Genomic DNA, 12,861 nt, shown 5'->3' with positions numbered 1-12,861 from the left:
CTTCACGGCGCGCATTATGCCGTGGGTTATCGAGAGCTTCTTTGATTACGCACAAAAGCCCCGTTCAACTGAGTGAACGGGGCCTCGCCTTACGGCGCATTTCCTGTAGGAGTGAGCCTGCTCGCGATAGCGGCGTGTCATCCAAGCAACTTGCTGACTGACACAACCCCATCGCGAGCAGGCTCACTCCTACAGTTTCCAATATCGCTTAGAAGTGGAAGTTGGTGCTCAACAGTGCCGTACGGCCCGCCGCCTGGTTGGCGAAATGGGTCGAGAAGGCTTTGTCGTAGTAGGTTTCGTTGGTCAGGTTCTGCACGTTGAGTTGCAGGTCGACGTTCTTGCTCAGCTTGTAGGCCGCCATCGCGTCGTAACGCACGTACGAATCGACCATGGTGGTGTTGGCCACGTTGCCGAATACGTCGTCGACGTAGAAGGCGCCGCCACCGATGGTCAGCTTCGGCGTGAGCTGGTAAGTGGTCCACAGGCTGGCGCTGTTTTTCGGCGTGTTAGGTAGCTGGTTGCCGTCGGTGGCGCGGTTCAGCGGGCCACCGTCAACCTGCTCGCTATCCATGTAGGCGTATCCGGCGAACACTTGCCACTTGTCGGTGATCTTGCCGCTGGCCGACAGCTCGACCCCTTGTACGCGGGTCTTGCCGGCGTTTTCGTACGACGTGGTGTCGGTCTGAACGCGGGCGTTTTCTTTCTCGGTGCGGAAGAGGTCAGCGGTCAGCGACAGGCGATCGTTGAGCAGATCCCACTTGGTGCCGATTTCGTAGTTCTTGGTGGTTTCCGGCTCCATGTCGCTGCTCAGCAGGTTGCCGCTGCGATCAGTCGTGTTACCCAGCGGGTTGGCTTCCATGCCTTCACTCAAGGTGTTGCCCGGCGGTGTGGCGGAGGTGGCGTAAGACGCATAAATACTGCCGTTTTCCGCTGGCTTGTAGACCACGCCGAACTGGCCGGTGACGAACTCGCTGGTGTCCTTGCCTTTCGACTGAATGCCTTTGGTCACCAAGGTAGCGCCACCTGCATCATAGGAGCGGTACTGAGTGTCGAAGTGGTCGTAACGCAGACCCATGTTCACCAGCCATTGCTCGGACAGCTCCAGGGTGTCGAACACATACAGCGCGTAGGTGTTGGCCTTGGTGTCGGTGCCGGCATAGTTACGCGAGATCGCGCCGTTCCACGGATCGTTCGGGTTCGGATTGGACAGCGAGGTGCAGTTGTAGCCGCTCGACGCGCCGATCATCGACGGGGTGCAATTGCTGCTCGACGCGACGTTGGTGGTGCGCGGTGTGGTGTCGGTGTTGACGTTGTACGAGGACTTCTGGCTTTCCTCATGGGTGTATTCGACACCGGTGGAGAAGCTGTTCTTGAAGCCGGCGACGTAGAAGTTACCGAACAGGTCAGTCTGGTTGGTGGTGGTCTCGGTGTTGCTCACCCGAGTATTCGCCCGACGCCAGAGGCTGCCATTGTTGACGTTGCCCTTGCTGTCGTCCGGCTGGGTCAGGATGTAATCCTGCATGCTGGTGCCGTGGCGCAGGGTGTTCTTGATCGTCAGCGAGTCGCTCAAATCGTGCTCGATGGCGAAGGTCGCGGTGTCGGTGCGGCCCTTGCGGAAGTCGCGATCCAGGCCGTAGAAATTGCTGTGGTCACCGCCGGCGTACGGCTTGTCCGGGTTGGACTTGGTGCGTGCTGCCGAACCGCTGGCCGGGATAGTGTAAGGGATGCCCGAATCCGGAGTGTCGTTGCTTTCCAGATGGTAGTAATCGAGGTTGACGCGGGTGTCGGTGCCCAGGCCGAACGCCAGCGACGGCGCGATGCCCCAGCGGTCGTAATCGACTTTGTCGCGACCGGCGACGTTGCTTTCGTGGCTCATCAGATTCAGACGGCCAGCGGCGGTGTCGCTGAACTGGTAGTTGCCGTCGAGGGTGTAGCGCTGGGTCTGGTCGGAACCCCAGGTGAAACCACCGTCGAACGAGTTTCCCAGGTGTGCTTTCTTGCTCACCAGGTTGATGCTGCCGCCCGCTGCGCCGCGACCACCGATGGCGGAGTTCGGGCCCTTGCTGACTTCGATGTTCTCGACGGCGAAGATCTCGCGGCTCTGCGAACCGGTGTCGCGCACGCCGTCCAGGTAAGTGTCGCCCTGAGCGTCGAAGCCACGGATGAACGGACGGTCGCCCTGCGGGTTGCCGCCTTCACCGGCACCGAAGGTGATGCCCGGCACGGTGCGCAGCGCGTCCTGCATGTTCAGGGCGCCAGTGTCTTTGAGGACTTGTTGCGGAATAACGGTGACCGCGCGCGGCGTGTCGACCAGCGGCGCGGTGTACTTGGGCGAGGAGGCTTTCTCGACCTGGTAGGACGTTGAGTCCTGCGCTTCGCCGGTGATGGCGGTAGCGTCCAGGGCGATGGCATTGCCGGAAGCTTTGCTGTCGGTCTTTTCGGCGGCGAACACCATGTGGCCGGCGGAGCCAGCGGTGATAGCCACGCCGATTGCAGAGGCGAGCAGACGTGGTGAACTGACCGGTAATTGTGCGTGTTGACGTGCCATTTTTATTCCCCTCCCCAAGGATTTGAGGCGGCGGAATATAGGGTAAACAGGTATTCGTATCAATTGCGAAACATTGTTATTCGCACTGAATTTACATTCTTTACAATTTAGCCTTACGGTTTTTGCCAGTTCATTCGTCTTGCGGGTTGTACACAGCCAATAAGAATCAATACCATTGCCGCCTCTTTGCCATCAGGTGACATTGCCATGCTGCTGCACATTCCCGCTCTGTTTGAAAAAGACGAAGTGCAGCGCATTCGCCTGGCGCTGGAGCAGGCCGATTGGGCCGATGGCAAGATCACCGCTGGCTATCAATCGGCCAAGGCCAAGCACAATCTGCAACTGCCTGAAGGTCATCCGCTGGCCAAGGAAATCGGCGCGGCGATGCTGGAGCGGCTGTGGAAAAATCCGCTGTTCATGTCTGCCGCGCTGCCGCACAAAGTGTTCCCGCCGTTAGTGAACTGCTACACGGCGGGGGGCAGTTTTGATTTCCATATCGACAATGCGGTGCGCCAACCCAAAGGCAGCATCGAGCGCGTGCGCACGGATTTGTCGGCCACGCTGTTTTTCAGTGAGCCTGAGGATTACGACGGCGGCGAACTGGAAATCCACGATACCTACGGCACGCAACGGGTGAAGCTGCCGGCCGGCGACATGGTGCTGTACCCCGGCACCAGCCTGCACAAGGTCAATGCGGTCACTCGCGGTGCGCGTTATGCGTCGTTTTTCTGGACGCAAAGCCTGGTGCGCGAAGACAGCCAGCGCGCGTTGCTGTTCGAAATGGACGGCGCGATTCAACAGCTCACCCAGGACATGCCTGATCACCCGTCGCTGATTCGCCTGACCGGTACGTATCACAATCTGCTGCGCCGCTGGGTCGAGGTATGAGTTTTCAACTGCGCCGCGAAGAAATCCTCGACGCCTCGGGGCTGGCAGCGATGCTTGAGGAAAGTCCGGCTCGCGCGGCGCAGGCGATTCTGCTGGCGGCGGGCGAGGGTGAGGTAGAAGCGCAGGCGTTGCTCGGACAGATCCTGCTCGATGGCCGAGGCATTGCGCAGGATCCACCACTGGCCCTGCGCTGGTTCGGCATCGCGGCCGGGCGCGAGCATTTGATGGCGCGCAACATGCTCGGCCGTTGTCATGAGCAGGGTTGGGGTTGTGTGGCTGATGCTTCGGTGGCGGCCTCGCATTATCGGATCGCCGCCGAGTCCGGGCTGGACTGGGCGATGTATAACCTGGCCAATCTGCTGGCGACCGGGCGCGGTGTTGCGGTGGATCAGCGTCAGGCGTTGGCGTTATATCGACGTGCGGCTGAAGCAGGTCACGCCAAATCGATGAATCTGCTCGGCCGCTACCTGGAAGAAGGTCAGTTCTGTCCACAAGATCGGGCAACCGCGCGAGACTGGTATCGGCGCTCCGCCGAGGGCGGGGATTTTCGCGGGCAGTTCAGCCATGCGGCGGTACTGGCGGACGCGGGGCATGTCGAAGAAGCACTTGGCTGGCTGCGCAAGGCGCTGGTCGGGGGTAACGTGAACTTTTTGCGGGTCGCCAGTGAATCATTGATGAATGCGCAGCACCCGCAGTTTCGTGAACTTGCAGATGCCTACCGATTGCGCTTGAGCGAGCTGGTTGCCTTGTAAGGGTTGAACTAGGTTATTGGCTTTGAATGTTGTTGTTTGTACTTGTTGAAGTTAGTGTTTTTCTCTCCGTTGTCTTGAATTCTAATATTTTAGAACTTGTTGTTCTTCCTTCTGATGCTCTAGGTTCTGTTTGTCGATGGCTATAAGCAAGTTGGATTAATTATCTCGCTGGCCTCGTCTGCAAACTAAATCAAACCATTATCCGAAGAAGACAAGGAGTCTTTCATGGAGTCGAAGATCGACAGCAAGATTGTCGAGGCTGCCGCCAAAGCGCCTCAAATATTTGTCAATGCATCGCTGGGAGAGGGTGAGGAATATAACCGGGGTACCGGTATCCAGTTGACCAAAGAGCAAATTATCAGTTTAAGGAAGTATGAAGTTCTTGGGCTTTCATTGCCCGTCCGGATTCAGGATGTCATTTCCTATCTGAACTACGGTGCCGGTGATGTCGGTGGCGTAGGCCTCAAGCCTGCGGACTTTCTGCGTACATTCACAATGACGTATGACCATGCCAGGCGCTGGTCGCCATTGCGTGAGCAAATCATGCTCACGGGTACCGACCTGAAGATTTTTGCCGGCAGCATCCTGCGCACGGGCCGGGGCATCGTCGAGATCTATGATGATCTGAAAGCCTCGAGGTATCTGGAAGAGCACGATATCACCACGCCGGAGCAGTACCTGGCGCTCAAGCGACAGATCCCCGATCTTCCTGCTCTCACTTTGTCGGCTGACGATGTTCCGGACATCAAGGGCTACCTCAACGACATGCTGGCAAAAGTCAGGCAGTGCCACCAGAAAGCCGAGCGAGTCCGCGCTGAACTCGACAGCTTTGGCATTGATATGCGCGAGAAAGTATTGCCGGAAATCCGGCTGCGTATGGAGTTTGTGCTGAAGAATACCTATCAAGCGGACATTAAATTGCTGCAGAACGACATCGATCAGCGCTCGAAAGAGATCGATGGGCTCAACAAGCAATATGATCAACTTGTGCAGGAAGCCATCAAGTCTGCCGCGACCCTGAATATCGGTGGCTTGATTCTGGGTATTTATCAGGGCGTAAAAGCTGAGTCGATCCGCAAGGAACGGAACATGCTGAAAGAAGAGCAACAGCTTGCCAATCAGAAGATGGCCAGTAAAAGCCAGACGCTGAAGTCGTTGAACAAAGTTCGCGATGACTTGCAAAACCTGACTTATGTGGCGATTGAAGCTGAAGTGGCGACTCAGAACCTGATGCTGGTATGGAATGCGCTCAGTACTTACGTCAGTGCATCCGCCAAAGAAGTTGATCAACTTCAGGAGGCCACCTCCCTGCGAAGGTTCAAAAACCAGATTGTTGGCATTATCGAACCTTGGGAACAAATCAAATCAAGTTCCGATCAGCTCCTGGGCGTGTTTGCAGCGGCTGAAAAAGAGTATGGAAGCAACTTTCAAACATTCAGGAGTAAAAAGGTCATGTTATCGATGCGCAATAATTCCAGCAGTCAGGATTTCAATGTAGTGGCCTTGCGTGTTCATGCCGCAGCGGTTCAGGAAAGCAACACCACGGCGCAAATGCTGTTTGAACAGTTCAATTATTTGCCTGGCACTGTCCGCACCATGAATGAGCTGGCGGTGGCTATCCAGAAAACGACGTTTGATATGCGTAACCAGTCCCAGGCCAATATCATCCACCTGGAACGTGCCCAGACCAAATTGAAGGGTTATCAGGCTGAACTTGCTTATCCAGAGGATGCGGATGAAGTTCGAGAGGACATGGAGGGCGAGCTCAAGTTGGTTTTCAAAAAAATCGCCGAGTGCGCCGAAGATCTGAAGAGTACCCGCAATGGCATGAACACCGCTTATGACCGGGAAACTTCGCAGGAATGGATTGCGACACTGCAACAGGACCTGGACGCTACGCGAACGCTGAAAATCAAAGCTGAAGAGAAAGTGACCGCTCTGGGAGCAGAGATGAAATCGGTGGCCGAAGGCATCGACTTGATCACTAAAGCCGGTGTGGAGAAGATCGGCAAGGAAGCGAAGTTATCCCTGGACAGTCTGAAAGCTCTGGGTATGGCACCGCCGCAGGTTGCCGTTGCACTGCTGGCGATCGACACCCTGAAAAAAATCGTCTCCGGCATCGGTGAATCGATTTCGTTCCTGAACATGTTGGCGGGCTACAACAGGCTCAAGGACAAAGCGGCAGACTTGCGCGCGCAGGTGAAGAAATACGCAAATGACATCGCCCAGACTGAGGGGAAAATTCAACTGGTCGAGGTTCTCGACCAGTTGGATGACGGGCGCTGGAGCTATGTGAACGAGTTTTCGAATCTGGTGGCCGGGTTCGAGTCCTTCAGCCGCGATTTCAGGCAGGACAAGGCAGTGCCGGTCGAGGCGCGAGCTGCTGATGCGGTTGCCCGGATCAGCGACGTGGTCAAGTACCTGAAGGCTGTTCAACAGTAAGGAGTCGGGGCGGTGGGCAATGCGCCCATCGCCTCCTGAATAGCCATGAATAGACTTGCCTATGAATTTTCCGACGCACAGCGGCTCGTGCTGGATCGCTACACGGCGTATCTAGGGTCGGTTCCACAGACCTTCAACAATATTCCCCTGGTATTTGAACGTCGCAGAGCCAGCGGTCATGTAGCTACGGTACTGGCTGGCGATTCGCGCCTGAACAGCGTGCCGTTCAATGAGCGTTGTTTGCGAGACTTCCGGGGACGCATCAACGAAGCACAACGCCGGTGCAGAGGTTATGTTGCGGATCTCACCACGTTTATCAGCGAATCCCTGGAAATAAGCAGGCGTACTTCAAGGAATGAACCCATCAATCAGGTGGATTTCAAGTTGTACAGTTTGTCCCGATCAAAAACCTGGAAGTTGTTTCCGCCAACGGATTTGCCGCATCTGATTCACGAGTTGACGCTTCGATTCTACGAACTTGGATCAGAGGCAGGACAACTCAAATATACAATCGCCGAAGTGCATGAGACTTCGTTCGGGCTGGGATCGGTTTGTTTCAGGGCAATGGATCATCGTTCCTGCCAGTGTCATAGCCTGCCGACCGTTATCCAGGAGTTGTTTCGCGACGCTCGTACTGCGCCGGCTTGGGACATCGCCTATTCTTCAGCCGATCCCGTGGTGCGCGCCGCCGAATACAAGAAGGGTGTTGCCGATTTGTTTAACGGATTAGGGGCCGTGGCCGCGCAAGTCAGCGTATTTATCGAAGAGTTACGATTACGCATAGACACTGCAATTTATGAGCTGTTACGGGCAGAGCGTGTGTGGAAGCTCGGGGAATTGAATTTCCATCTGGCTGCCGCGAAAGAGGAGGCTGACGAATCTCTCGCGATGATCAGCCATCTCGATACCTGGTTGAGCGAATAAAAAAGGCCCATGAATGCATGGGCCTTTTCATTTGACGACGCTTTACACGTAGAACGATTTCAGCGGCGGGAAGCCATTGAACTCAACGGCGCTATAGCTGGTGGTGTACGCACCGGTCGACAACCAGTACAGACGATCACCAATTGCCAGGTTCAGCGGCAGGCCGTACTTGTAGTTCTCGTACATGATGTCGGCGCTGTCGCAGGTCGGGCCGGCGATCACGACTTCTTCCATCTCGCCTTTCTTCTCGGTCCAGATCGGGAACTTGATCGCTTCGTCCATGGTTTCGATCAGGCCGGAGAACTTGCCCACATCGGTGTACACCCAACGCTCGACGGCGGTGCGGGATTTACGTGCAACCAGCACCACTTCGCTGACCAGAATGCCGGCGTTGGCGATCAACGAACGACCCGGCTCCAGAATGATTTCCGGCAGGTCATCACCGAAATCTTCTTTGAGGAAGCGGATGATCTCTTCGGCGTAGGTTTCCAGGCTGTTGGTGCGGGTGATGTAGTTGGCCGGGAAGCCGCCGCCCATGTTGATCAGCTTCAGGTGAATGCCGTCTTCTTCTTTCAAACGCTCGAAGATCACTTTGACCTTGGCGATCGCCGCGTCCCAGACGCTGATATCGCGCTGTTGCGAGCCGACGTGGAACGAGATGCCGTAAGGCACCAGGCCGAGGTCGCGGGCGAGAATCAGCAGGTCCATGGCCATGTCGGTCTGGCAGCCGAATTTGCGCGACAGTGGCCAGTCAGCGGTGGTCGAGCCTTCGGTGAGGATGCGCACATAGACTTTCGAACCCGGCGCAGCCTTGGCGATGTTGCGCAGGTCGGCTTCGGAGTCGGTGGAGAACAGACGCACGCCCTTCTCATAGAAGTAGCGGATGTCCTTGGATTTCTTGATGGTGTTGCCGTAGCTGATACGGTCCGGGCTGACGCCGCGATCCATCACCTTGTCCAGCTCATAGATAGAGGCGATGTCGAAGCTCGAACCTTTCTCTTTGAGCAGGTCGATGATCTCGACGGCCGGGTTGGCCTTGACCGCGTAGTAGACCTTGGCGAATTCGAAACCGGCGCGCAGGTCATCGTAGGCCTGAGCGATCATCGCGGTGTCGATCACCACGAACGGGGTTTCCTGTTTGTCGGCGAACGCCTTCATTTTGTCGAATGTAGCGCGCGCGAAATAGTCTTCGACCTGGATCGACATACTTGGGAACTCCTACTGGCAAACGTTAATAATCAATGGGTGCAAATGAACGCCCTCCGTATCCCCACTTTGGTTCGCCTACTTCCCAAGGCATGTCGCCGAAAGCAAAAAGGCCATGGGCTATCTGCCCTTGGCCTTGCTGTCTCGTCGTCAGTACTTGAGCCGGATGGATCGTTTCCAGCATGGACGTTCGGCGCGAACTTTAGGGCGTGAGGGGCCTGAGATCAACTAAAAATGTCGCGTTTTTGCACGCTTCTGACGTGCGTCGCGTTCATCACTCTTTGTAGCCGACCGAGATGACGGGCAGATGTTCCCTGGGAATTTTCCAGTGTTAAACATACCTGCACGTTCGCTGCTTTTGTCGGCTAAGTCGTGGGTAAAGTGTGATAGGCGCAACATCGGCGACGTTGCCCGCGAGAGGTGGGTGTGTGGGGGATTTTGCCTATTGAATAAGGTAGCCGAGACGAGCTGCCTGGTTATCAGGTGTTGAGATTCTTTTCCGCCTTGTGAATGACCTGGTAACACCCCCGATCCTGTAGGAGTGAGCCTGCTCGCGATGACTTTTTTTCAGCCGACATCTTCATTGACTGATATTGCGCTATCGCGAGCAGGCTCACTCCTACAGGGTTTTGTGTTTTTACCGATTAATCAGGCGACGACTGCCTCTGCCGGCGATACGATGCTGGTCTTCATCCCGCGCGAACGCCCCGAGCTCAGATAAGCCGCAATCGACTCCTGCGTCACCTCACCGAGGAATACCCGCTCGGCATCCATGACCGGCAGCCACGAACGGTTGAACTCGTACATGCGCGACAACAGGATGCGCAAATGCTCGTCATACGCCGCCGTGGCGTTGAACTCACGCAGGTACTGCGCGCAGGTGCCGGTCTGGCGGTGCAGGTCGCGACGACGCACGTAACCCAGCGCCTTGTTCTCGGCACAGGTGACCACCACGTAACGACGGTCATGCTCGTCCATCAACTCCAGCGCATCGGCCACCGGGGTTTCCGGGCTCACCGACGGCGCGTTATCCGCCGCGTCTTCAGCCTTGACCAACAGCAAGCGTTTCAACGTGCTGTCCTGGCCGACGAAGTTGCTGACAAAGTCGTCCGCCGGATGCGCGAGCAGGGTGTCCGGGTGATCGATCTGCAACAATTTGCCGGCACGGAAGATCGCAATCTTGTCACCGAGTTTGATCGCCTCGTCGATGTCGTGGCTGACCATGATCACGGTCTTGTTCAGCGCCCGTTGCATCTCGAAGAACTCGTTCTGGATCATCTCGCGGTTGATCGGGTCGACCGCGCCGAATGGTTCGTCCATCAGCAACAGCGGGGCATCCGCCGCCAGTGCGCGGATTACGCCGATGCGCTGTTGCTGGCCGCCGGACAATTCACGCGGATAGCGATGCAGATACTGCTTGGGCTCCAGCTTGATCATGCTCATCAGTTCGCGGGCGCGGTCGTGGCATTTCTGTTTGTCCCAGCCGAGCAGTTTTGGCACGACGACGATGTTCTCTTCGATGGTCATGTTCGGGAACAGGCCGATCTGCTGGATCACGTAGCCGATGTTGCGACGCAGGGTCACTTCGTCGAGGTCGGTGGTGTCTTCGCCGTTGATCAGGATCTTGCCCGAGGTCGGTTTGATCAGGCGGTTGATCATCTTCAGCGTGGTGCTTTTGCCGCAACCCGATGGCCCGAGGAACACACAGATTTCGCCTTCATTGACGGTCAGGCTCACCGAGTCCACGGCTTTGACATCTTTGCCGTTGCTTTGGAAGGTCTTGCTGAGGTTTTGAAGTTCGATCATTTGAGGAGTCCTTTTGGAGTCAGCGTGCGTTGCAGCCACTGCAGGAGGAGGTCGGCGAAGATCGCCAGAAGACTGACCAGCAGCGCGCCGACGATGAGCATCGACATGTCACTGCGGCTGATGGAAGCGAGGATCAACACACCGAGGCCGCCGGCGCCGATGGTCGCGGCGATGGTCATCACGCCGATGTTCATCACCACCGCGGTGCGCACACCAGCGAGGATCACCGGCACGGCAATCGGCAGCTCGACCATGCGCAGGCGCTGGCCGAAGGTCATGCCGATGCCGCGTGCGGCTTCACGGATACCCGGTTCCACGCCAGTGAGGGCGAGGTAGGTATTGCGCATGATCGGTAGCAGTGAATAAAGGAATACAGCAGTAATTGCCGGCATCGGGCCGAGGCCCTGGCCGAACTTGGAGTAGAACGGCAACAGCAAACCAAACAGGGCAATCGACGGCACGGTCAGCAGCACCGTGGCGCTGGCCTGCAACGGGCCGGCGAGGCTCGGAAAACGCGTCATCAAAATGCCCAGCGGTACGCCGACGACGATGGCCAGGGTCACGGCGATGCCGACCAGCGTGATGTGCTGCCAGGTCAGGTGCATCACCTGCTGCCAGTCGAGATGGGAAAAGGCGTTCAGGAATTCCATGACTTCTCCTCTCTTAATTCAGCGGATGTTGGCGCAGGAAGTCGGCGGCAACTTTCGACGGGCTTTCGTGATCGACGTCGACCCGCGCGTTGAGCTGGCGCATGGTTTCGTCGTCGAACAGTTCGGCCAGCGGCTTGAGTTGCTCGGCCAGTTTCGGGTGCGCATCGAGGTAGGCCTGACGCACCACCGGCGCGGCGGTGTAGTCGGGGAAGTAATGTTTGTCGTCTTCCAGCAGCTTGAGGCCGAAGGCATTCAGGCGACCGTCAGTGGTGTAGACCAGACCGGCGAACACCTGACCGTTGCGCAACGCCGTATAAACCAGGCCCGCGTCCATCTGACGGATGTTCTTGCGAGTCAGGTTCATGTCATAGAGCTTGACCATGCCGTCGAGACCGTCGGAGCGGTTGGCGAACTCGGTGTCCAGCGCCACCAAGTGATTGGTCTTGGCTTCAGCCTGCAACACGTCGTTCAACTGGCTGATGTTGTTGATCTGCGGATAGGCCTCGGCCACATTTTTCGGCAGGGCGAGGGCGTAGGTGTTGCTGAATTTCGACGGCGTCAGCCAGATCAGGCCTTTTTTCGCGTCGAGTTCCTTCACCCGGGCGTAGGACTGTGCGCTGTCGAGTTTCTCGGTGACATGGTTGTAGGCCACCAGCGACACACCGGTGTACTCCCAGAGCATGTCCAACTGGCCGCTTTCGTGGGCGCTACGGGCGAGGTTGCTGCCCAGACCACCAGTGATCTGCGCGTCGTAGCCTTTGCTGCGCAAGTATTGGGCGGTGATTTCCGCGAGCAGGGTTTGCTCGGTGAAGACCCGGGCGCCGAGGCGGATCACGGGTTTTTCAGCGGCTTGCGCCAATCCTGCGAACAGCAGGACGCAACTTAAGATCAAGCTAAGTCGTTTCATATTCATTCCTTCGCAAAAGCCTTAAGACGGGCGCAAACCGCGTTCCAGCCAGAGACGGCTGGCGAGGGTGACGACGCCATCGAGCAGCAAGGCCAGCAGCGCGGTGCACGCGGCGCCGAGCAGCAGTTGCGGCTGATTGTTCAGGGCGATGCCGGGGAAGATCAGGCTGCCGAGGCTGTTGGCACCGATCAGGAACGCCAGCGGCGCGGTCCCGACGTTGATCGCCAGCGCGACACGCACGCCACCGACAATGATCGGCACGGCGTTGGGCAGTTCGACTTGCCACAGGACCTGACGCGGGGTCATGCCGATGCCGACGGCGGCTTCTTTCAGCGAACCCTGGACGTTTTTCAGGCCTTCGTAGGTGTTGCGCACAATCGGCAGCAACGATGCGAGGAATAAAGCGAAGATCGCCGGACCACTGCCGATGCCGAGAATCCCCAGGGCAATCGCCAGTACGGCCAACGGTGGCACGGTGTTGCCGATATTGAAGATCTGCATGAAGCGTTCAGCGCGGCCGACCATGGTCGGGCGACTGAGAAAGATACCGGCGGGGATGCCCACGACCAGGGCGGCCAGCATTGAAGCGAGGACGAGAATCAGATGAGCTTGCAGGTAAAACAACAAATCGTCGCGGTAGTGTTCGATCGTGTTGATGCCGATCCAGTGGACCAGCAGGGCCAGGAGCGCGATCACCACCGCACCTCCCATCAGCCCTTTGCCATAGCGGATAGCCAC

The 12,861-nt window shown here is 57.3% G+C and carries 10 protein-coding genes; 4 read left to right on the top strand and 6 right to left on the bottom strand.

Translation table 11 applies throughout. The features are described 5' to 3' along the window. Positions 1–208: 208 nt before the first annotated feature. Complete coding sequence (locus AC3WMT_RS06300; protein ID WP_103303165.1) at positions 209–2,548, bottom strand: TonB-dependent receptor; 2,340 nt, start codon at positions 2,546–2,548, stop codon at positions 209–211. Between the two features lie 207 nt (positions 2,549–2,755). On the opposite strand from AC3WMT_RS06300, the gene AC3WMT_RS06295 reads away from it, so the two are divergent. The 4 genes from AC3WMT_RS06295 (at position 2,756) to AC3WMT_RS06280 (ending at position 7,554) form a co-directional block, all read left to right on the top strand. Beyond that, complete coding sequence (locus AC3WMT_RS06295) at positions 2,756–3,436, top strand: Fe2+-dependent dioxygenase (protein WP_103303164.1); 681 nt, start codon at positions 2,756–2,758, stop codon at positions 3,434–3,436. Next, positions 3,433–4,188: a tetratricopeptide repeat protein gene (locus AC3WMT_RS06290; protein WP_103303163.1), complete on the top strand. Its 756-nt coding sequence runs from the start codon at positions 3,433–3,435 to the stop codon at positions 4,186–4,188. Before AC3WMT_RS06295 ends, AC3WMT_RS06290 begins: the two co-directional genes overlap by 4 nt. A 225-nt stretch (positions 4,189–4,413) precedes the next feature. Next, positions 4,414–6,630, top strand: coding sequence for an alpha-xenorhabdolysin family binary toxin subunit A (locus AC3WMT_RS06285; RefSeq protein ID WP_103303162.1), 2,217 nt, complete (start codon positions 4,414–4,416; stop codon positions 6,628–6,630). Positions 6,631–6,675: 45 nt separating this feature from the next. Further along, positions 6,676–7,554, top strand: coding sequence for a hypothetical protein (locus AC3WMT_RS06280; protein WP_103303161.1), 879 nt, complete (start codon positions 6,676–6,678; stop codon positions 7,552–7,554). Between the two features lie 42 nt (positions 7,555–7,596). Here the strand turns inward: AC3WMT_RS06280 and AC3WMT_RS06275 are convergent, their stop codons facing one another. The 5 genes from AC3WMT_RS06275 to AC3WMT_RS06255 all read right to left on the bottom strand — a co-directional run bounded on the left by AC3WMT_RS06275 (position 7,597) and on the right by AC3WMT_RS06255 (position 12,834). After that, positions 7,597–8,760 carry a type III PLP-dependent enzyme gene (locus AC3WMT_RS06275; protein WP_007915304.1) on the bottom strand — a complete coding sequence of 388 codons (1,164 nt, stop codon included), beginning with the start codon at positions 8,758–8,760 and terminating at the stop codon, positions 7,597–7,599. Positions 8,761–9,408: 648 nt separating this feature from the next. Continuing rightward, on the bottom strand, positions 9,409–10,566 hold the full coding sequence (locus AC3WMT_RS06270; RefSeq protein WP_064585939.1) for an osmoprotectant ABC transporter ATP-binding protein OsmV: 1,158 nt from the start codon (positions 10,564–10,566) through the stop codon (positions 9,409–9,411). Beyond that, entirely contained in the window at positions 10,563–11,216 is a 654-nt protein-coding gene (locus AC3WMT_RS06265) for an ABC transporter permease (RefSeq protein WP_103303159.1), read from the bottom strand. Before AC3WMT_RS06265 ends, AC3WMT_RS06270 begins: the two co-directional genes overlap by 4 nt. 13 nt (positions 11,217–11,229) lie before the next feature. Then, complete coding sequence (locus AC3WMT_RS06260) at positions 11,230–12,123, bottom strand: glycine betaine ABC transporter substrate-binding protein (RefSeq protein WP_103303158.1); 894 nt, start codon at positions 12,121–12,123, stop codon at positions 11,230–11,232. A 21-nt stretch (positions 12,124–12,144) separates the two neighbouring features. Beyond that, positions 12,145–12,834 (bottom strand): ABC transporter permease, encoded by a 690-nt coding sequence (locus tag AC3WMT_RS06255; protein WP_169432591.1) that lies wholly within the window; start codon positions 12,832–12,834, stop codon positions 12,145–12,147. Positions 12,835–12,861: the final 27 nt, after the last annotated feature.

This window comes from Pseudomonas sp. FW305-7, from assembly GCF_058786735.1.
Note: the sequence above shows the minus strand (reverse complement) of the source record. Positions and strands in the feature narration are given on the sequence as shown.